Below are 18,195 nucleotides of genomic sequence, written 5' to 3'. Positions count from 1 at the left end.
GGCTTCCTTGTCGGGTCTCTTGTGATGGGGCGCACCTGGAAGGAAGCGCCATGCTCTATTTTCCGGTGAAGACGGGCGTCCGCTTTTCGAGGAAAGCCGCCACGGCCTCCTTGTGATCGTCCGTGGCATAGACCACGGCCATGTGCGAGGAAATCTGGTCCAGGTGGGAGGCCAGGTCCATGGTCTGCGCCTGGCGTGCGGCGCGCTTGATCATGCGGATGGCGATGGGCGGTCCGGCGGCGATCCGCTGCGCGAGCGCCAGCGTGTGGCGCATAAGGCTTTCGTCGGGAACCACATCGCTCACAATGCCCAGCCTCAGCGCTTCCTGCGCATCTACAAAGCGGCCGGTCCAGAGCAGTTCCAGCGCACGCGACATGCCGACGATGCGCGGCAGGAACCACGCGCCGCCATCGCCCGGCACGATGCCGATCTTCACGTAGCTTTCGGCAAAACGCGCACTCGCCGCCGCGATCCGGATGTCGCCCATGAGCGCCATGTCCATCCCCGCACCGGTCGCCACCCCATTGACCGCGACGAGCACGGGCTTGTCCATGGCGAGCATGGTCAACGGGATGCGGTGCACGCGATCGGTGAGCGAATTCTTTCGATCAAGAGCAGTGTCTTCAGCCCGGTCTTTCATACCGCCCACGTCACCGCCTGAGCAAAAAGCCTGACCCGCGCCAGTGAGAACGATGACGCGCACATCGTCGCGCGCCTGCGACTCCTCGAGCGCTGCCGTCCAGGCCCGCAACATCGGCGTGTTGAATGCGTTTCGCTTGTCGGGCCGGTTCAAGGTGATGGTCGCGATGCCTTGCGACACATCAAAAACAAGTTCACTCATGGCGTGAGGCTCCTGACGCCTAATGCGTCAACGATGGTGAGACCGGCGCCGTCTTCGTGCACCAGGATCGGGTTGATGTCCATCTCGACCAGACGGTCTCCAGAGCTGGCCGCCAGCTGTGACAACTTCACGAGCAGCTGGCACAGGGCCGGCACATCGCACGGCGGGCGCCCGCGCGCACCAGAGAGCATCGGGTAGCCCTTCAAGGACTGGACCATCTTCAAGGCGGTGTGGGCCGTCAGCGGCGCAGGCGCCAGCGCGGTGTCTTCGAGAACCTCGACATAAATACCGCCCAATCCCACCATCACCATGGGGCCGAAGCTCACGTCATTGACAATACCCGCCATCATCTCCAGACCGGGCTTGCCCATAGCCTGCACCAGGACGCCGTGGATGTCGGCGTTCGGCACATGCAAGCGCGCATTCTTCAAAATCGCTTCTGCGCCCTGCCGCACAGCGTCCGAGGTTTCGAGTTTGAGAAGAACTCCCCCGGCTTCCGTCTTGTGGGGAATGTGCGGGGACTGGATCTTCAGCGCGACCGCGCCACCGATGTCGGCGGCGTGCGCCACTGCTTCTTGCGGTGTCTTCGCCAGGCGCTCGACGGGCAGCTCGATGTCGAACGCGGCCAGCAGGTGCTTGGTCTCGTACTCGCACATCGTGGCTTCGGTTCCCTCCAGCGCTCGCCGGACACAGGTCGGCAACGCTTGCGCATCCGGTGCACCGAAGCGACCGTTCAACTCCTCCTGGAATTTCGAATACGCTCGCAACCCCTGAAGGCCGCGTACGCACCCCGAGATGGTGGAGTAACAGAAGAGGCCGAGCTGCTGCAGGATCTGCATGGAACTCGCGCTCGGCAGTGTGTAGGTGTAGATGAAGACAGGAATGTCCAGCTCCTTCACCAGACGTGCAATCGCCTCACCCTCCTTCTTCAGGCGCGTGTCATGCGCAAAGGAAGACGCGATGATGATCGCGTCGATATAGTCCGCGTCGCCCAGCACCTCCAGCGTCTGCGCGTAGGCGTTCACCCCCTGCGCCGTGATGTCCACAGGGTTGTTGGTAGACCCATACGATGGGATGAACTGTGCCAGCCGCGCCTGACGTTCGCCGTCGATCGGCGGAACCTCAAATCCCATCTCTTCGCAGGTATCGGTGAGCCAGACAGCCGTACCACCGGATGTCGAGACAATCGCCACGCGATCGCCCCGCATGCGTTTTCCTTGCGAGAAGGCGGCCGCCAGATCGAGCAATTCGTCCTGATCGTTGGCGCGCAGCACCCCGTGGTGGTCGAGCACGGCATCCGTGACCCGAACGGAACCTGCCATAGCACCGGTGTGAGACGCTGCGGCACGCTGTCCTGCGCGGGAACGTCCTACTTTGGCCACGATGAGAGGCTTCTTGAGTTGCGCTGCGCGCCGGGCAAGCTCGAGAAAGCGTTTGGGCTTGCGGAAGCTCTCCACGTACAGCATCACGTTGCCCGTCGCCGGGTCGTCCAGCAGGTGGTCGATGTAATCGTTGAGTTCCAGATCCACCTGGTTGCCGACGCTCACGATGTGACTGAAGGCCATGTTGCGCTGGCGTCCCCGGTTGTAGAGCGCGAACCCCAGCCCTCCGCTTTGCGAGACGATGCCGGTGCCCATGCTGCCCTGGGGCGGCTTCGGCACGTCCAGCGCTGGGCTGAAGGTGGCCGCAACACCGGCATGCACATTGAAGAAGCCTTCCGAGTTGGGTCCGTTCACACGGATGCCGGTGCGTCGGCAAATGTCTTCGATCTGGCGCTGCAGCGCCGCGCCTTCACCACCTTCCTCGGAAAATCCCGAACTGAAGATCACGGCATTGCGGATGCCCTTTTCAGCGCATTCCTCGAGAACGCCCGGCACCTGGCGGGCAGGAACGGCAATCAAGGCCAGATCCACGCTGTCAGGCACCGCGCCGATCGACGGGTACGCAGCATACCCCGCGATGCGGTTGCTCGTTCGATTCACCGGATAGAACCTGCCCGCGTACTTCTCGCGCAAGAGCGTCAGCACGATCTTTCCACCAATCTTCGAGGCGTCGTCGGTCGCGCCGATGAGGGCGATGCTGGTCGGGTCGAAGAATGTCTCAAGCATGGTGATTCAGCCGAAAACTGTTGGCAGATGGAAAGTCTTGCGCAGCGGTGACAAAGGACCACAGCTGGTCGCCACCGATGCCCGCCACCGTGCGGCCGATCCAGGCCGACCATTCGGCCTCGGAGCCGAATTCGTCACGCCAGGCCATCAGGCGACGCGTGCTGCGGTGCAGCGCGTGTTCGCGGGTGAATCCCATAGCGCCGTGCACTTGATGTGATATGGCCACCACATGCCCTGCCGCCTCGCTCACGCGGGCTTTGGTCGCGGCGACGGCGAGCCCGGCCTGATGCCCGTCCGCCGCCGCTGCGACCGCGGCCTCGACAGCTGCCGCACCCGCCGCCACCTGCGACGCCATCATCGCCATTTGCTGCTGCACCGCCTGGAACTTTCCAATGGGACGGCCAAACTGTTCGCGCTCCATCGAATAACGCAGCGACAGGTCCAGCGCGGTCTGCATGGCACCGGCCATCTGAGCGGATCGCCACAAGGCCGCGTGAAAGTACAAGGTGTCGGCGTCAAGACCCCGCCCCTCTTCCCCTACGGACGCAGCCGCCAATGGCCATGCATCAAACACGAAGTTGTCGCGCGGCTCACCTGCGTAGTTTTGACCCAGACTGGATGGCGTTGGCCGCGGAATGCAGACCGTGGCATGCGACTGTCCGCAGCGCGCCACCGCGACGACGGCGTGCACGTGGCGCCCCCACGGTATGCGGTGAAGGTCTCCGCTCAGCAACCAGTCGGCACCCCTGCGTTCGAGCGCCAACACATCCGTCGTCAGCACCGGGCCAAAGGCCAGGGGGCCATCAGGCACCGCCAGTCCAGCGGCCTTCAGGGCGAACTGTCCCAGCAAGGTTTCGACGATGGGAATCGGCGCCGCTTTGGCACCCGCCGCCCGCGCAAGAGCGGTCAACAAATCCAGAGGCAAGCAGCGCCCGCCATCGCTCTCGGTGTCGATCGCTGAGGTCAGGCCAGTGTCTGTCGCCAGCCGCCACAGGTCGGCTGGCCAACCGCCCCCCTCCAGCCCGTCATACAGGTCGGCCGTGCACGCGTCGGAAAACAGGCGCGTGGCCGACTCGACCACGATATCGTTCAATTCGCTCATCGCATTCCCATGCTCTTGGCAATGATGCCGCGCAGAATCTCTCGGGTTCCGCCGCGGATCGAAAAAGAAGGTGCGTGCAAGGTGGCTCGCTCCAGCGCAGCCTGCAGCACGCCGTTGTGGTCTGCTCCGAGACGCTCCAGTTCGGGAACCACCATGCGGGCAATGTCCGGAATCTCGCGTTCGAATCCTGTCCCCAGGTCCTTCACCAGCGCGGCTTCGGTGTAGGGCGTGATACCCTGCTGCAACATCCCCGCGATCGACAACGACATCCGTTGAAGCGTCCACAGATGGGCCACGAGCCGACCTGTCGCGACATGCGACGAACCACTCGGCTGTCGCGCGGTATGCGCCACCAGCTGGCGAAGCAGGAAGTAGGTGCTGAGCCAGCGGTCGGGTCCGCTTCGTTCGTAGGTCAATTCGCTGCTCACCTGGTTCCAACCATTGCCGACCGTGCCAATCAACATATCTTCGGGGATGAAGACCTCGTCGAAAACGACTTCGTTGAAATCGGATTCGCCCGCCAGGTTCTGGATGCCGTTGATGGTGATGCCCGGTGACTGGAGGTCCACGAGAAACTGGCTCACGCCGCCACGCCGATCTTCTTCCACGCTGGCCGTTCGCGCAAAGAGAATCATCATGTGCGCGCGGTGCGCGTTGCTGGTCCACAGCTTGGCACCTGACACGCGCCAACCGCCCTCGACAGGCACCGCGCGGGTTCTGACCGACGCCAGATCCGAGCCCGAACCGGCCTCGCTCATACCAATACAGAACGTGCATTCTCCCTTGGCGATGCGAGGCAGATAGAGCTCACGTTGCCGTTCGGTCCCGAAACGCAGGAGCACCGGACCGCTCTGGCGATCGGCGACCCAGTGGGCGCGCACCGGAGCACCGGCCGAGAGAAGCTCTTCCGTGACGACGTGGCGCTCCATGGCGGTTCGCTCATGGCCACCGTACTTTTTTGGCCAAGTCATCCCCACCCAACCACGCGCGGCAAGCCGTTTGCTGAACCCGCGATCGAAGCCCGCCCAACCTTCGGGGCCCGGGGTCCAACTGCCTTGCTTTTCCTCATCGCCAAGGAAACACCGGACTTCCTTGCGAAGCGCCATCAGCGCTTTCGACTGAGGGAATGGTTCGAATCTGAAATGGGACTGTTGAGACAAGTCCGTCTCCTTTTATATGAAGCCGGAGCGGCGGTCTGAAGCCGCTCGCCAGGGCTGGGATATAGATTTGGCGAAGGAATTATTAGCCATGCCGAAAGACGGATGCCCCACAGAAACTGCAAAGGTGCTTTTCGAAATTGACGAAAACCGATATGCGTTTTTCAAGAGAGAACGCGCTCCCTTATCCGCCCTTGATTCCGGTTTCTGCAAAGCAAGTGTTCGTGTTGCTCCACTTATCACATGCCGTATCGCTACCTAGAATTTCTTTCATCCAGCGAGGGTCGTTGACCCCCACGGCACCGTCACACCAACCAGGAACTGCAATGGACTTCGGCATCTTCAACCTCTTGCAACAACGCAACCAGACGCTCTCATCCCACGAGATCGTTGCCAACACCGTCGAGCTCACTCGCCTCGCCGACGAGCTCGGCTTCGGCGCTGCCTGGTTCGCGGAACACCACTTTTCAAACTACGGCTTGTGCCCATCGCCACTGATGCTGGTCGCCCATTGCGCGGCGCTGACGAAGAACATCCGCCTGGGCACCGGCGTCATTGTCGCGCCGCTTTACACGCCTGCTCGGCTCGTGGCCGAGATCGCGCTCGCGGACCAGTTGAGCGGCGGGCGTTTCAACCTGGGCATGGGCGGAGGCTACCAACAGTTCGAGTTTGAGCGGTTCGGTGTGTTGATGGACAACACCAAGGAGCGCACGCAAGAGATGTTGGACATCATCGAGCGCGGACTGACCGAGAAGAAGTTCAGTTACGACGGCACTTACTACAAGCAACTGTTGTCGTCGATCAGCGTGCGAACGGTGCAGAAGCCTATGCCCCCGGTCTGGATCGCCAGCGGAGATCCTGCGCTGATGCGCCGCGCTATCCGCGACGACCATTCCATCTTCATCGGCGGCGGGCTCGGGAACTACAAGCGCATGGGCGGCTTGCGTGGTGTCATCGACGGGATCTGCGAGTCCGAAGGCAAGGACCCTGCCAAGGCCAAGCTGGGCTTGCTGCGCTTTGCCTTTGCCAGCGACGACGACAGCGAAATTGATCACTTCGTGGAATGTGCGCGTTACCAGCAGCGTGTGGCCGTCGCGCTCAAGACGCGCAAGGAATCCGTTGCCGACGATTACATGATTCACGAGCAACCGTTCCCCGAGGAGTTGACGCTGGAAAAAATCAAATCCAACCTCCCCGTTGGCAACGTCGACATGGTGATCGAGCGCCTGGTGCGCGACATTCAGATCGTGCGCCCGCACCACGTGGCCATCCACACGCAGATAGGCGACCTCCCGCACGACCGCATGTGCAAACAATTGGCGCTGTGGGCGGAGAAAATCATCCCGGCGGTCAAGAAGGAGGTTGCCAAGTTCGACCCATACATCAGCGTCGCCCCTGCCGTGACCGAGGAGGCGGTCGGCCGTTGAGGCTTGCACGCGGAAAACCTGATGCAACAACCACAACAGAACACCACCTCGGCCAAAGCCAACACCAACACCAACACGAGCGAGGGACCCTTGGCCGGGATTCGGGTTATTGACGTGAGCCGCGTGCTGGCAGCACCTTTCTGTGGTCAATTGCTGGCCGACATGGGCGCTGATGTCATCAAGGTCGAAGGGCCGAACGGCGACGAGAACCGAGGCTGGGCGCCTTTTAACGCTTCCGGCGAGAGTTGCAACTTCATGAGTGTCAACCGCGGAAAGCGCGGTATCACGCTCAACCTCAAGACCGAGCGCGGCCGTGAAATTCTCTACGAGATGCTCGCCGGCGCCGACGTGCTGATCCACAACTATTTGCCGGATGTGGCCGAAGTTCTGGGTATCGACGAAACGCTCTTCCGCGAGAAGTACCCGCATCTCATCGTGTGCGGCATCTCCGCGTTCGGTGCCAAGGGTGACATGCGCAACCGCCCCGGATACGACTCGCTGCTACAAGCGTTCGCGGGCATCATGGGCTTCACCGGGGAGCGCGACGGACAGTCGGTACGGTCCGGCGTGTCGTTTGTCGACATGACGACCGGCGTCTTTGCTTACAGCGCCATCCTGTCTGCGTTGATGGGCCGGGTGCGCACCGGCAAAGGTTCGAACGTGCGCGCTTCCCTGCTTGAAACCGCCTTGGGCTTGTTGAGCTACCACGGCGTCTCCTGGCTCGAAGCGGGTGTGCTGCCCCAGAAAGAAGGCTCCGGCCTATGGAGCCAGGTGCCGTACCAGGCCTTTCAGTGCAAGGACGTGGAACTGGTCACGGGCGCACTCAATGACGCGACCTGGCGCCGCATGTGCCAGGCCATTGGCCGCCTGGACTTGCGCGACGATCCGACGCTGGCAACAAACGCCCAACGCCTTGAGCGCCGACAGGAAGTCATCGACATCTTTGCCGAGACCTTTCTCCAGGACACAGCCGCCAACTGGACACGGAAGCTCGGCGAGCTCGGCGTGCCCGTTGCGCCTATGCATACGGTGGCGGAAGCACTCACGCACGAGCAATCGCTGATCAACGGCATGGTGCTGAACATGACCGACCAGGACGGCAAGGCCATTCGCCTGCTGGGTGTTCCGTTCAAGGTGGGCGACACGGCGAGTTTTGCTCGACGCCCTCCACCGCGTCTGGGTGAGCACACTGAGCACGTGCTGCGCGAATACGTTTCGCTCTCGACCGCCGACATCGCCGAGCTGCGCGAGCAGGGAGTAATCTGATGGGACGGGTGGAGATCGCCGTTGGTGACAACGGAATGGTGACCTTCTGGCTGGACAACCCGGGCAAGCTCAACGCCTTGAACGAGACCATGCTGGCCACGTTGACCAACGGCATCCGTCACCACGGCGCACAAGCGGCTTGCCGCCTCATCGTGATCCGTGGCCGCAACGGAACCTTTTGCGCGGGTCGTGACGTGGCCGGCCTGCAGCGCACAGAAGGCTCGGCACCGCCGGATGCCCTGGAGCAGATCCGACCGGCGCGAGAGCTCGCTGAGACCTTGATCGGTTGTCCCGTACCGACGGTTGCAGCCGTTGCCGGCCGCGCTGTCGGGCTCGGCATGGGCATGGTGGTCTGGTGCGACATGGCCATCTGCGAGACCAGCGCGACCTTCAGCGTGCCCGAAGCGCGCATCGGCATTCCGCCGAGCATGATCGCGCTCTCGCTCGTTCGCGCCATCGGTCCGCGCGCCACCGCCGACCTGGTCCTGCGTGGGCGCACGGTGGGCGCCGAACACGCATTGCAGGTAGGACTGATACAGAAGGTCTGCGAAGACGATTCGGGCATCGATACGGACCTTGCCGCCTTGTCATCGGACGTCTGGCGCTGCAGCCCGGCCGCACTTCGCAGCAGCAAGCGCCTCTTGCGCGAGATCACCGACATGCCATTCGACGATGGCTTCTCACGCGCCATCGAAGTGGCTGCAGCGTCTCTCGGCAGCGCCGATGCGATCGAAGGCATGCACGCCTTCCGATCTAAAAGACCGCCAACCTGGACGCTGACGCCCACACCGGCCGACAGCTGACGCTCGCAGAACGCCATCAACACGATCAACTAACAAGGAGACAGGCAATGGAAACGACAACAGGACTCGCGGGCAAAGTGGCCGTGGTAACGGGCGCAGGGCGTGGCATAGGACGCGAGATCGCTCTGCTCCTCGGGCGCTATGGCTGCAAGGTGGTGGTGAACGACGTAGGTGCAAGCCTGCACGGCGAGGGCGACGACATGATGCCCGCCGATGAGGTAGTGCACCTCATCAAAAGCACCGGCGGCGATGCGGTTGCCAACAACGACAGCGTGGCCGACTGGGACGGCGCAAAGCGTATCGTGCAGCAGGCACTGGATACCTGGGGAACGCTCGACCTGGTAGTCAACAACGCGGGTATCCTGCGCGACGGCATCTTCCACCGTCTGAGCCCGGAGGAGTTCGATGCAGTGGTGAAGGTGCATCTGTACGGCAGCTTCCACGTAAGCCGTGCGGCGGCCCCGCATTTCCGCGACCGCACCACCGGCGTCTACCTGCACATGACATCGACCTCGGGGCTCATTGGCAGTCTGGGTCAGGCGAACTATGCATCGGCCAAAGCGGGCATCACCGGTCTGTCGCGTTCGTTGGCCCTGGACATGGCGCGTTTCAATGTGAGATCCAACTGCATCGCACCCCACGCATTCAGTCGCATGATCGAATCCGTTCCCGGCAAGAGTCCTGAAGAGCAGGCCGCCTACCTTGAAAAGCGCAAGGCCACTACCCGGCCCGAGCAGATTGCCACGGTGGCAGCTTTCCTGCTGGGAGATGGGGCCAAGGACATAACCGGCCAGATACTCGGCGTGCGTGGCAACGAGGTGTACCTGTACAGCCAGCCCCGGCCGATTCGAATCTTTCAGCGCACCGACCCCTGGACGCCCGAGACGCTGGGTGAGCAGCTCGCGCCCGCGTGGGCCAGTTCGTTTGTGCCGCTGGAGCGCACGCGAGACGTCTTCCCGTGGCAACCCGTCTGACGCGCAGGGGACCCCGACGATGGCATTGAACCGGCAACAGCTTCTCGAGTGGAAGGTGGACGACATCGTCCAGACCTACAACGAGCGCGACACGATGTTGTACAGCCTCAGCCTCGGCCTGGGCATGAACCCGATTGATTCGGCCGAGCTTTCGTATGTGCTGGAGCCAGCGCCGAACGTTTTCCCGACGATGGCGCTGGTTCTGGGAAATCCCGGCCCCTGGACCGGCCATCCCGCGTTGGGCATCGACCGCAAAATGATCGTGCATGGCGAGCAGGGCATCACCTGGCATCGTTGCCTTCCGGCTTCGGGTACCGTGATCGGCCAGACACGTGTGCTCGACGTGATCGACAAGGGCGTAGAAAAGGGCGCGCTGCTGCTCACTGAACGCAATCTCTACCTGGCCGAGTCGAACGAGCTCATCGCATCGATCACGGGCACGACCGTGTGCCGCGGAAACGGTGGCTTCGGCGGTCCGTCGGGCCCGGTGCCGCCGCCACACAAGCTGCCCGATCGAGCACCTGATCTCGCTGTGGACATGCCGACCACGCCGCAAGCTGCGCTTTTGTATCGGCTCAATGGTGACTACAACACCTTGCACGCTGACCCCATTCGCGCCAGACAGGCCGGATTCCCGAGACCGATATCGCACGGGCTTTTCTCGTTTGGACTGTGCGCGCGGGCTGTCGTCCAAAGCCATTGCGGCATGGATGGCACGCGGTTGAAAGCATTCTCGGGACGCTTTGCCTCGCCCGCCTACCCCGGAGAGACATTGCGCATTCAGCTCTGGCGTGACGGCGACGTTGTGTCCTTCAACGCGATCGAGACGCTGCGCAACGTGCAAGTGGTTAGCAACGGACGAGCGCAGATCACTTGAATGCATTTCCTCGCTGGTGCCGCAAGGCCGGCATCCAGCACGACCCACAAGCCAGGAGACACCGCCCATGAGCACCACCGTCCAGCGCATCCAGAACACCTACCTCGCGGCCACAGATGCCGACGCGCTAGCGCACTTCTACCAGTCCGCGCTCCAGCTGAAGCTGAAGTTCCGCGACGGCGACCACTGGATTCAGTTCGGTGCGGGCGGTCACAACTTCGCCATCGCCGGGCCGCGCGAGGCCGCCGTGGCGCAGGGCGCGGTCGTGGTTTTTGAAGTCAACGACCTCGCTCCCGTGTGCCAGCGGTTCGAGGAACTTGGTGGCCGTGTGGAATGCATTCGAGACATGGGTTCCCACGGAAAAGTAGCGACTCTGGTCGACATTGCCGGGAACACGATTCAGTGTTTCCAGAGTGCCAGCCAGAACGCGGGTGTCGAACAGAAACAGGAGACAACATGATGACGATAAAGGCATTCAAGGCATTCAAGACATTCAAGGCGTGGGGACTGGCGGCCATGCTGGGATTCGCCTCTGTGGGCGCTGTGCAGGCGCAGCCAGCGGCGCCCTTCCCTTCGCAGCCGATCAAGCTGGTGCTGTCGTATCCACCGGGCGGAGTGATGGACCCCGTGGCCCGCTTGCTCGCGCCGTACCTCACACAGGACCTCGGCCAACCCGTGGTCGTGGAGAACCGAACCGGCGCGGCGGGCACCATTGGTGCGGCCTACGTGGGGCGTTCCAAACCAGATGGCTACACAATCCTGCTGGCACCCAACGGCGTGACACTGCACCCCGTCACCATGAAAGCCACTGCCGGCTACGACGTGCGCGCCGACCTTACCGCGGTCAGCATGATCGCAACGGGGCCCTACGTTCTGACGGTCAACCGCGACCTGCCGGTCAACAACGTGCGCGAGCTTGTGGAGTACGCCAAGCGCAATCCCACCAAGGTGTTCTACGGCACTGCGGGCGTTGCATCGCCCCTGCATCTGCTGACCGAGCTTTTCAATGGCGCTGCCGGCACCACCATGACACATGTGCCCTACCAGGGTAACGGGCCCGTCGTGAAAGCGCTGCTCGGTGGTGAGATCCAGGTCGGCTTCGACACCATCCCCGGTGCACGCGCGTTGGCCGACTCCGGGCGGCTGCGCATGCTAGCCGTCACCACTCCCAAACGCAATCCGGCGCTGCCCAACGTCCCAACGCTGGAAGAGTCAGGCATCAAGGGCCTTGAGGCGGACCTGTGGCAGGGATTCTTCCTGCCCAAGAATACGCCCAAACCCATTGTTGATCGTTGGAATGCTGCCATCGTGAAAGTGATGGCTGTGCCCGAGGTGAAGGAGAAGATGGCCGGACTTGGCTTCGAGATAGCAGGATCGAGTCCCGATCAACTCGACGCACGCATCCACCGCGAGATCGCGCAATGGGAAAAGGTGATCAAGACGGCCAACATCGATCTGAAGTAACCTTCAATCAGGAAATCGATGCGAGACCCATGCCCGACGGGATGGGTTTTCTGATCCCTTGCACGTGTCATTGACGTTCTGGGAGTTCAGTGCATGACTATGCCAGAATCGAGGGCCTCCCTCGCGCGGGCGCGGGCCGTGCGGCCCAGCTCGGGTGTTGCCTCGCTGGCCACGTACGAACGCACAGAACCACGTTGTATCGGATCAGACAGGATGTTCAGTTCCATTCGCCTATTCTTGAGAGTCGTGCAAGACGGTAGTCTTTCCGCTGCGGGAAAAAGCTCCAATTTGTCGCCCGCTTCCGTCTCCCGACGCATCGCCGCGCTCGAAGAAGAACTGGGTATTCAGCTGTTCAACCGCACGAGCCGCAAAGTCTTGCTCACGGACGCCGGCGAAGCCTATTACCAAAGAATAAAGCCGGTAGTGGAGGAGTTCCTGGACGTCCAGATCTCCGCGCGCCAGATGCAGGACGACGCCCAGGGCTTGCTGCGCATTCACTCCAGAACGTCAGTGGGCATACAGCTCATTGCACCGCGCATCAAGGAGTTCTGCGAACTCCATCCCAAAGTCACGGTGGAGCTGCAACTCTCCGAAACGCCCGTGAACCTGATGGACAAAAACTTCGACATCGACATCCGTCTCGGCGAACTTGAGGATTCGTCCTTTCTGGCTCGCAAGCTCGCCTCGAGCGAGCGCATCCTTGTGGCGAGTCCAGCCTACCTTGCCGCGCATGCACCGATCGAGAAACCTGATGACCTGATGCAGCACAACTGCCTGACCTATCGGCTGGATTCCGAACCGACCTCCTGGCGCTTCTCCAAGAAGGGCGAGCCAGCGCAAGAGCTCAAGATCGCGGGCGGCTTTCACACCAACAATGCCGAAGTTCTCAGATGCGTCACTCTCTCAGGGCTTGGCGTCTCGCTGCTCACGGACTGGGGCATTTATGCCGACCTTCAGGAGGGTCGTCTGATGCAGGTCCTGCCCGACTACCGCACGACCAACTACACCTTCACCAACGGCATTTACGCCGTGTTCCGCCAGACCCGCTACGTGCCCAAAAAGGTTCGGGTGTTCGTTGATTTCATGGTCAAGCGAATGGGCGTCTCACAGCCTTAGGCGACTGAGCATCGGGTGTTGCGCTTCTCGAAAAGATGATGTGCGCGCGGCGCAAACACGAACCAACGGGTTTCGTGCGAGCATCCAACGCGTCAGTTCAAAACACCGGAGACAACATGTTCGCAGCCTTCTCAAGACGCGCTCTGCTCAGCGCCGTCTGCGTGGGCGCCTGCATCGCCGCAACAGCGGTGCACGCCCAGGATCGATTTCCCAGCCGTCCCCTTACGCTGGTGGTGGCGTATCCGCCGGGCGGGTCCACCGACCCGGTGGCGCGGCTGCTCGCGCAGCACATGGCGAAGACCATGGGTCAACCTGTCATCGTCGAGAACCGCCCTGGCGCGTCCGGAACCATGGGCGCTGCCTACGTAGGTCGCCAGGCGCCCGATGGCTACACGGCCCTGTTCGCACCCAACGGCGTGACCATCCACCCGGTCACCATGAAGAAGACCTCGGGCTATGACGTCCGCTACGATCTCGTGCCGGTGAGCCTGATTTCTCAGGGGCCCTACGTGCTGACCGTCGGCGCACAAGTACCGGTCAACTCCGTGGCCGAACTGATCTCCTATGCCAAGGCACGCCCACAGAAGCTGTTCTACGGCACGGCCGGTGTGGCGTCACCCCTGCATCTGCTGCAGGAGGTTTTCAACCGGACTGCCGGCATTGACCTCACGCACGTGCCTTACAAGGGCAACGGCCCGATGCTGGTGGGACTTATGGGCGGCGAAGTGCAAGTGGCGCTTGACACTGTGACCAGCGCACGCCCGCTGGCCGAAGCCGGCAAGCTGAAAATCCTTGCCGTTACCAGTCTGAAGCGCAACGGGGCGTTGCCGAACGTGCCCACACTCGAAGAGGCCGGCGTGAAAGGTCTGACCGGGGGCACGCTGTGGCAAGGCGTCTTTCTGCCCAAGGGCACCCCGGCACCAATCGTCGCCAAATGGAACGCCGCCCTGCTGGACGCGCTTCGCGTGCCTGCCGTGGCGGCCATGCTGGCCGAGTTGGGCTTCGACGCGATCGGCACCACGCCGGCTCAGCTTTCTGACCGCGTCAACCAGGACATCGCCCTTTGGGACGGCATCGTGAAAAGCGCCAACATACCGCTGGATTGACATGCAGACAACACCCAACAAGCAAGAAGTCGCCGTCGTCATTGGTGGTGCAAACGGCATCGGTGCCGCCGTGTGCCGATTGATGGCGCGGATGGGCTGGCGTGTGGTGGTCGCCGATCGCGACGCTGCCGCGGCCGAAGTGCTCGCGCAGGAGATCGGTGGCGTGGCGCGTTCGGTGGACGTGACCGATGCCGGGCAGATCAACTCCCTTGCCAACGGCGTCGAAGCTGAGCTGGGTGGCGCCGATGCACTGGTGGTGTCGTCGGGTGCATTTCAGCTGGTGCTGCCACCAGAGCAGATCACGGAGGAGGCCTGGAACCACATCGTGAACGTGAATCTGTCGGGCACCTTCCGCTGTAACACCGCCTTCGGCGTTCAGATGGCCAAACGCGGCGGCGGCAGCATTGTCAACATCGCGTCGGTCACGGGCATGCAGGCCTCTCCGGTGCTGGCCTATGCGTCGACCAAGGCCGCGGTCATCAACCTTACGCAGAGTCTGGCTTGCGAGTGGGGGCACGCGGGGGTTCGCGTCAACGCGGTTTCTCCGGGGGTAACGCTTGTGGCACGCATCCTCAAACGCTGGTCCGAAGGTGGTGGCACCCGCGCGGCGGGCGATCCGGGACAACATGCTGCGCTAGGGCGCTGCGTCGAGCCGGACGAAGTCGCCGAGGCAGTCGAGTTTCTCGCGTCAAAGCGCGCGCGCGCCATCACAGGCATCAACCTGCCGGTCGATGCGGGCTGGTTCGCGGCGAGCGGAACCGAAATGTACGGCGGCCCTCGCAGGGCTACGTCCCAGTCCTGAAACACAGATAGCGATCTTCACCGAAAAAACCGCCGGACACGGCAAGGACTGGCATGACTTCATCACATCTCTCCGGCCGCGTGGTCATCGTCACCGGCGCAGGTCGTGGCATTGGCCGTGAATCCGCCTTGCTGATGGCGGCCGAGGGCGCGTCCGTCGTCGTCAACGACATGGGCACAGCGCTCGACGGGGACGGTGCAGACGCCAGCGTTGCGCAATCGGTGGTGGACGAGATTGCAGCACACGGCGGCAAGGCCATTGCCAGCAGCGCGGACATCTCGAAGACAGACAGCGGCGCGCAGCTCGTGGCGGCCGCGCTCGACGCGTTTGGACGCCTTGACGCCATCGTGAACAACGCCGGCATCATGCGCGGCGCGCCTTTTTGCGAAATGGATGCCGATACCTGGGATCTTGTGCTGCGCGTCAACCTGAGCGGCGCCTTCCACTTGAGCCGTGCAGCCGCACCGTATTTCGTCCAGCAGAGATCGGGCGCCTTTGTTCACCTCACCTCCACGGCGGCGCTGATCGGCTCGATGAACCAGGCCAACTACGCAGCATCCAAGAACGGAGTGGCGGCACTCTCGCGCTCGCTGGCGATCGAGCTGGAAGCGCACGGCGTGCGGTCCAACTGCGTGTCGCCGCTGGCGTTCAGCCGCATGACCACGGGTGCCACCGGGCGCTCTGAAGAAGACCCGGTGGTGGTGAAGCAACGTGAGGCCGAAGGCGCCGCCGCAGTGGCCCCGCTGGTGGCGTATCTCGCGAGCGACGCGTCCAGGGACATCAACGGGCAGATCATCGGTGTGCGCGGCAAGGAAGTTCACCTCTATTCACAGCCGCGCCCCGTGCGCACGCTGCACGAGAGCGATGGCTGGACGGTCGACAAGATGGTCCAAAAGCTCGCGCCGTCCTGGCGGTCCTCACTCACGCCCGTGGAACGCACGCGCGATGTGTTCACCTGGGATGTCTGACCACCCTGCCACGTGCGGCGCTACATGAGCACCGGCAAGCACTACCGCATCGCGGTGCTCGACGACTACCAGGGCGCCGCGCTCCAGCATGCCGACTGGGAACCGGTGCGTCGCGACGGGAGTGTCACGGTCTTCCGGGACACGCTTCGAAGCGTGCCTGCCCTGGCCGAACGGCTGAAGCCATTCGACATCGTCTGCGCCATGCGCGAGCGCACGCGCTTCGACGCGGAACTCATCCAGCAGCTGCCCAACCTGCAGCTCATCGCGAGTAGCGGTTCATGGAATGCCGCCGTGGATCTCGCGGCGGCACATGCAGCCGGGATCATCGTCTGTGGCACCGAGGGGCTCGGCACGGCAACGCCGGAATTCACCTGGGCGCTGATCCTGGCCGCAGCACGGCATTTGCCCGAAGAAATTGCTTCCATGCAGGCGGGTGGCTGGCAGCGGAACGTTGGCACCGATCTGCATGGCCGAACGCTCGGCCTGCTGGGACTCGGTAACGTCGGCAGCGCCGTGGCAAAGGTCGGCCTGGCATTTGGCATGCACGTGATTGCATGGAGCCATAACCTTACGCACGACCATGCGACTGTGGCCGGTGCACGCCTCGTGGACCGTGAATCCTTGTTCCGTGCGTCCGATGTCCTCAGCATTCACACGCGGCTTTCTCCTCGCACCGAAGGGCTGGTAGACGAAGCCGCTTTCGCGAAAATGAAGCGCCACGCCATCCTGGTCAATACGTCGCGCGGCCCCATCGTCAATGAACGCGCGTTGGTGAATGCGCTCCGGCAAGGCCGCATCGCGGCAGCCGCCGTCGACGTCTACGACGAGGAGCCGTTGCCAGCGGCGCATCCGTTGCGCAACACCCCCCGCCTCATCGCCACTCCCCATCTGGGGTATGTGACCGAGGGCACATACCGCCGTTTCTTTGGCCAGACTGTCGAGAACATTCGCCAGTGGATGGACGGGGCTCCCACGCGCCGGATGACGCCGCCAGGGTGATTCAGATAGTGGCCATGGGCGTCACGGGCGAATCGAACACCCTCGGAAGCCGCAGCGGTGGGGCCGTCAACGCTTTAGAAGTTCGAAACAAAAATTTACACTTTTGGCTGCAGCGCCCTCCCGAAGGGGTCTGCATTAACCCGCAAGTCGAAGTCTTTCTCGACACCCAGAACCTGCATGACAGCAAGGTAAGCACCTGAATGCAGACCCATGACTCGCCCGCCAGTTGAACCGTGCGCCAGCGATCAATCTCCGGTCGCGGCGCCCGACTGTGCCGAGGCCAGCACTCGCCGGACTATCCGGCCTGTTTCCCGGTAATGCCGGGCAAGCAGTCCCGCAGCAAGACCCGCGTCGCGTGCTACAGCAGCATCCAGAAGTTGCCGGTGCTCGGCCCCGACGTCACGCTCCAGATTCCAGTAGCTCCTGTCGCGCAGGCTGGGCTGCCGGTAGCGCTCAGTCTGGGCATAGAGTTGATCAGACAGATCCACCAGCCAGCGCGAACCGCATGCGGCCATTAAGCTGCGGTGGAAGTCGTGGTGGCGCTCTTCCAGTTGAATTTCGTCGGGGCACTCGGGGTCGCTGGTATCAGCAATCCGACGGCCGGTGGCCAGCATCAGTGCATGGAAGGAAGCGACCAGCCTGGCCTCCCACTCGTCATCGCCCCGCACAAGGGAACGCCGCAGCGCCTCGCAGTCGATGACGATACGCGTCTCGATGGCGTCCCACATCTCATCCTCGGAGAACGGTGCCACGCGAAAGCCGCGCGACGTCGTCGAGATCACCAGCCTTTCGCTGTGCAGGCGGTTCAATGCTTCCCGCAGCGGAGAAAAGCTGATGCCGTATCGCTCCTTAAGGTATTCAAGGCGCAAAGGCTGCCCGGCCGGGATCGCCCCGGAAATGATGTCCCGCCGAAGCATACGATGCGCCTGTTCGGCCAGCGTGATCTCTTCGTAGGACGCACCATGGGACTCTCCCGGCGCTGCGGCCGGCCTGACGACCTTGATGCGCGGCTTCATGATACCGCCCGTGTACGCAGGACCGGTCCGCGCTGACCGGTGCGTGGAGGGGTCATGTCGTCGGCTGTCTCGTGGTTGAAAGGATCGTTAATGTGCATGATGCAGATCATAGAGCGGGACCTGTGGGCATTACTCCAGCTTCAGTTGCGCGACCATAGGCCGGAAATCC

The 18,195-nt window shown here is 62.7% G+C and carries 18 protein-coding genes; 12 read left to right on the top strand and 6 right to left on the bottom strand.

Features of this window, described 5'->3' with window-relative positions; translation table 11 throughout:
- Positions 1–55: 55 nt before the first annotated feature.
- Genes ABIE13_RS02250 through ABIE13_RS02235 form a run of 4 tightly spaced genes read right to left on the bottom strand, consistent with a single transcriptional unit; the run spans position 56 to position 5,211 of the window.
- On the bottom strand, positions 56–841 hold the full coding sequence (locus ABIE13_RS02250) for an enoyl-CoA hydratase-related protein (protein WP_354440764.1): 786 nt from the start codon (positions 839–841) through the stop codon (positions 56–58).
- Entirely contained in the window at positions 838–2,949 is a 2,112-nt protein-coding gene (locus tag ABIE13_RS02245) for an acetate--CoA ligase family protein (RefSeq protein WP_354440763.1), read from the bottom strand. Before ABIE13_RS02245 ends, ABIE13_RS02250 begins: the two co-directional genes overlap by 4 nt.
- Positions 2,942–4,051: an acyl-CoA dehydrogenase family protein gene (locus ABIE13_RS02240; protein ID WP_354440761.1), complete on the bottom strand. Its 1,110-nt coding sequence runs from the start codon at positions 4,049–4,051 to the stop codon at positions 2,942–2,944. Before ABIE13_RS02240 ends, ABIE13_RS02245 begins: the two co-directional genes overlap by 8 nt.
- Positions 4,048–5,211 carry an acyl-CoA dehydrogenase family protein gene (locus ABIE13_RS02235; protein WP_354440759.1) on the bottom strand — a complete coding sequence of 388 codons (1,164 nt, stop codon included), beginning with the start codon at positions 5,209–5,211 and terminating at the stop codon, positions 4,048–4,050. Before ABIE13_RS02235 ends, ABIE13_RS02240 begins: the two co-directional genes overlap by 4 nt.
- Positions 5,212–5,534: 323 nt before the next feature.
- Here ABIE13_RS02235 and ABIE13_RS02230 point away from each other — a divergent pair, with 323 nt between their 5' ends.
- The 7 genes from ABIE13_RS02230 (at position 5,535) to ABIE13_RS02200 (ending at position 12,019) form a co-directional block, all read left to right on the top strand.
- The gene (locus ABIE13_RS02230) at positions 5,535–6,635 is read left to right on the top strand and encodes an LLM class flavin-dependent oxidoreductase (RefSeq protein ID WP_354440757.1); all 1,101 of its coding nucleotides are present in this window, start codon (positions 5,535–5,537) and stop codon (positions 6,633–6,635) included.
- Positions 6,636–6,656: 21 nt separating this feature from the next.
- Positions 6,657–7,901 carry a CaiB/BaiF CoA transferase family protein gene (locus ABIE13_RS02225; protein ID WP_354440756.1) on the top strand — a complete coding sequence of 415 codons (1,245 nt, stop codon included), beginning with the start codon at positions 6,657–6,659 and terminating at the stop codon, positions 7,899–7,901.
- On the top strand, positions 7,901–8,704 hold the full coding sequence (locus tag ABIE13_RS02220) for an enoyl-CoA hydratase/isomerase family protein (RefSeq protein WP_354440754.1): 804 nt from the start codon (positions 7,901–7,903) through the stop codon (positions 8,702–8,704). Before ABIE13_RS02225 ends, ABIE13_RS02220 begins: the two co-directional genes overlap by 1 nt.
- Before the next feature lie 47 nt (positions 8,705–8,751).
- Positions 8,752–9,678 carry an SDR family oxidoreductase gene (locus ABIE13_RS02215; RefSeq protein ID WP_354440752.1) on the top strand — a complete coding sequence of 309 codons (927 nt, stop codon included), beginning with the start codon at positions 8,752–8,754 and terminating at the stop codon, positions 9,676–9,678.
- Between the two features lie 19 nt (positions 9,679–9,697).
- Positions 9,698–10,555, top strand: a complete 858-nt coding sequence (locus ABIE13_RS02210) for a MaoC family dehydratase (protein WP_354440750.1) — start codon at positions 9,698–9,700, stop codon at positions 10,553–10,555.
- Positions 10,556–10,622: 67 nt separating this feature from the next.
- Positions 10,623–11,015 carry a VOC family protein gene (locus ABIE13_RS02205; protein WP_354440748.1) on the top strand — a complete coding sequence of 131 codons (393 nt, stop codon included), beginning with the start codon at positions 10,623–10,625 and terminating at the stop codon, positions 11,013–11,015.
- On the top strand, positions 11,012–12,019 hold the full coding sequence (locus ABIE13_RS02200; RefSeq protein WP_354440746.1) for a Bug family tripartite tricarboxylate transporter substrate binding protein: 1,008 nt from the start codon (positions 11,012–11,014) through the stop codon (positions 12,017–12,019). The genes ABIE13_RS02205 and ABIE13_RS02200 overlap by 4 nt, the downstream gene beginning before the upstream one ends.
- Positions 12,020–12,105: 86 nt before the next feature.
- Here ABIE13_RS02200 and ABIE13_RS02195 read toward each other — a convergent pair whose 3' ends face one another.
- The gene (locus tag ABIE13_RS02195; protein ID WP_354440744.1) at positions 12,106–12,246 is read right to left on the bottom strand and encodes a hypothetical protein; all 141 of its coding nucleotides are present in this window, start codon (positions 12,244–12,246) and stop codon (positions 12,106–12,108) included.
- Between ABIE13_RS02195 and ABIE13_RS02190 the strand changes: the two genes are divergently transcribed.
- The 5 genes from ABIE13_RS02190 to ABIE13_RS02170 all read left to right on the top strand — a co-directional run bounded on the left by ABIE13_RS02190 (position 12,233) and on the right by ABIE13_RS02170 (position 17,010).
- Complete coding sequence (locus ABIE13_RS02190) at positions 12,233–13,135, top strand: LysR family transcriptional regulator (protein ID WP_354440742.1); 903 nt, start codon at positions 12,233–12,235, stop codon at positions 13,133–13,135. The genes ABIE13_RS02195 and ABIE13_RS02190 overlap by 14 nt on opposite strands.
- 116 nt (positions 13,136–13,251) lie before the next feature.
- On the top strand, positions 13,252–14,241 hold the full coding sequence (locus ABIE13_RS02185) for a Bug family tripartite tricarboxylate transporter substrate binding protein (RefSeq protein WP_354440740.1): 990 nt from the start codon (positions 13,252–13,254) through the stop codon (positions 14,239–14,241).
- Between the two features lies 1 nt (position 14,242).
- Positions 14,243–15,043, top strand: coding sequence for an SDR family NAD(P)-dependent oxidoreductase (locus tag ABIE13_RS02180; protein ID WP_354440738.1), 801 nt, complete (start codon positions 14,243–14,245; stop codon positions 15,041–15,043).
- Positions 15,044–15,096: 53 nt separating this feature from the next.
- The gene (locus ABIE13_RS02175; protein ID WP_354440736.1) at positions 15,097–16,011 is read left to right on the top strand and encodes an SDR family NAD(P)-dependent oxidoreductase; all 915 of its coding nucleotides are present in this window, start codon (positions 15,097–15,099) and stop codon (positions 16,009–16,011) included.
- A gap of 24 nt (positions 16,012–16,035) precedes the next feature.
- The gene (locus ABIE13_RS02170; RefSeq protein WP_354440734.1) at positions 16,036–17,010 is read left to right on the top strand and encodes a D-2-hydroxyacid dehydrogenase family protein; all 975 of its coding nucleotides are present in this window, start codon (positions 16,036–16,038) and stop codon (positions 17,008–17,010) included.
- 245 nt (positions 17,011–17,255) lie between these two features.
- Here ABIE13_RS02170 and ABIE13_RS02165 read toward each other — a convergent pair whose 3' ends face one another.
- Positions 17,256–18,026, bottom strand: a complete 771-nt coding sequence (locus tag ABIE13_RS02165; RefSeq protein ID WP_354440732.1) for a GntR family transcriptional regulator — start codon at positions 18,024–18,026, stop codon at positions 17,256–17,258.
- Positions 18,027–18,195: the final 169 nt, after the last annotated feature.

It is taken from the genome of Ottowia thiooxydans, from assembly GCF_040548795.1.
In the GTDB taxonomy this organism is placed as follows: domain Bacteria; phylum Pseudomonadota; class Gammaproteobacteria; order Burkholderiales; family Burkholderiaceae_C; genus Ottowia; species Ottowia thiooxydans_A.
Note: the sequence above shows the minus strand (reverse complement) of the source record. Positions and strands in the feature narration are given on the sequence as shown.

Bases quoted from the DNA above. Each gene is read 5' to 3' on its own strand.
- ABIE13_RS02250 (WP_354440764.1), bottom strand. From the start codon at position 841: ATGAGTGAACTTGTTTTTGATGTGTCGCAAGGCATCGCGACCATCACC.
- ABIE13_RS02245 (WP_354440763.1), bottom strand. From the start codon at position 2,949: ATGCTTGAGACATTCTTCGACCCGACCAGCATCGCCCTCATCGGCGCG.
- ABIE13_RS02240 (WP_354440761.1), bottom strand. From the start codon at position 4,051: ATGAGCGAATTGAACGATATCGTGGTCGAGTCGGCCACGCGCCTGTTT.
- ABIE13_RS02230 (WP_354440757.1), top strand. From the start codon at position 5,535: ATGGACTTCGGCATCTTCAACCTCTTGCAACAACGCAACCAGACGCTC.
- ABIE13_RS02225 (WP_354440756.1), top strand. From the start codon at position 6,657: ATGCAACAACCACAACAGAACACCACCTCGGCCAAAGCCAACACCAAC.
- ABIE13_RS02220 (WP_354440754.1), top strand. From the start codon at position 7,901: ATGGGACGGGTGGAGATCGCCGTTGGTGACAACGGAATGGTGACCTTC.
- ABIE13_RS02215 (WP_354440752.1), top strand. From the start codon at position 8,752: ATGGAAACGACAACAGGACTCGCGGGCAAAGTGGCCGTGGTAACGGGC.
- ABIE13_RS02210 (WP_354440750.1), top strand. From the start codon at position 9,698: ATGGCATTGAACCGGCAACAGCTTCTCGAGTGGAAGGTGGACGACATC.
- ABIE13_RS02205 (WP_354440748.1), top strand. From the start codon at position 10,623: ATGAGCACCACCGTCCAGCGCATCCAGAACACCTACCTCGCGGCCACA.
- ABIE13_RS02200 (WP_354440746.1), top strand. From the start codon at position 11,012: ATGATGACGATAAAGGCATTCAAGGCATTCAAGACATTCAAGGCGTGG.
- ABIE13_RS02190 (WP_354440742.1), top strand. From the start codon at position 12,233: ATGTTCAGTTCCATTCGCCTATTCTTGAGAGTCGTGCAAGACGGTAGT.
- ABIE13_RS02195 (WP_354440744.1), bottom strand. From the start codon at position 12,246: ATGGAACTGAACATCCTGTCTGATCCGATACAACGTGGTTCTGTGCGT.
- ABIE13_RS02185 (WP_354440740.1), top strand. From the start codon at position 13,252: ATGTTCGCAGCCTTCTCAAGACGCGCTCTGCTCAGCGCCGTCTGCGTG.
- ABIE13_RS02180 (WP_354440738.1), top strand. From the start codon at position 14,243: ATGCAGACAACACCCAACAAGCAAGAAGTCGCCGTCGTCATTGGTGGT.
- ABIE13_RS02175 (WP_354440736.1), top strand. From the start codon at position 15,097: ATGACTTCATCACATCTCTCCGGCCGCGTGGTCATCGTCACCGGCGCA.
- ABIE13_RS02170 (WP_354440734.1), top strand. From the start codon at position 16,036: ATGAGCACCGGCAAGCACTACCGCATCGCGGTGCTCGACGACTACCAG.
- ABIE13_RS02165 (WP_354440732.1), bottom strand. From the start codon at position 18,026: ATGAAGCCGCGCATCAAGGTCGTCAGGCCGGCCGCAGCGCCGGGAGAG.